General features: G+C 68.4%; 1 pseudogene. It reads right to left on the reverse strand.

The annotated features are described in order from the left end of the window. Positions 1–619: pseudogene (locus tag ISP17_RS19510) on the reverse strand (filamentous hemagglutinin N-terminal domain-containing protein); the annotation flags it as partial. Positions 620–673 lie beyond the last annotated feature (54 nt).

Here is a 673-nt window from a genome sequence, read left to right on the forward strand (position 1 = left end):
TCACGTTCGCGCCGCTCAGCGCGCCGGGCATCACCAGCGAGCCTCCGTTCGCCGCCAGCGTCAGGTCCGCCGTCCCGGTGTCGATGCCCGACGTCGGCAGCGTCAGCGTTCCACCAGCCGTCAGCTCCACCGTGCCGTTGATGCCGCTGCTAAGCGCGGCGATGGTCAGATTGCCGGCATCCACCAGCGACACACCCTGCCCGACCGCGGTTACCGCACCGGCAAAGTGGTTGCCTCCATCAGTCAGCGTGATCGCACCCGTGCCCGCCTGCAGGTTGCCGGTACCGGCCACCTGCAGCCCACCGGTGGATTCAGTAATCGCGCCGCCGTTGCTCGTGGCGGCCAGATTGCCGCCCACGCTGCCGTGGCCCAGGTTCAGCGCCCCGGCGCTGGTCACCGTAAGCGCGCCGGTGGACAGCGTGCCAAGCGACAGTGCGTTCTGGTCGGTGATCTGCGTGGCACCGCCGGTCAGACTCACAACCCCGCCGAAGTCATTCCCGGCGTTGGTGAGGGTGATCGCATTGGCGCCCGCATCGAACGACGAGGTGCCGCCCACGATGAACGCGCCGCCCTGGCTGATCCCGCCAGACGTCGTCGTCACCGACAAATTGCCGCTCACGGCCAGCGTGCTGGCCGCACTGAACGAACCACTGGTCGTGGTCAATGCACCCAG

Origin of the sequence: Dyella ginsengisoli, assembly GCF_044904665.1 — a bacterium.
Lineage (GTDB): Bacteria > Pseudomonadota > Gammaproteobacteria > Xanthomonadales > Rhodanobacteraceae > Dyella_A > Dyella_A ginsengisoli.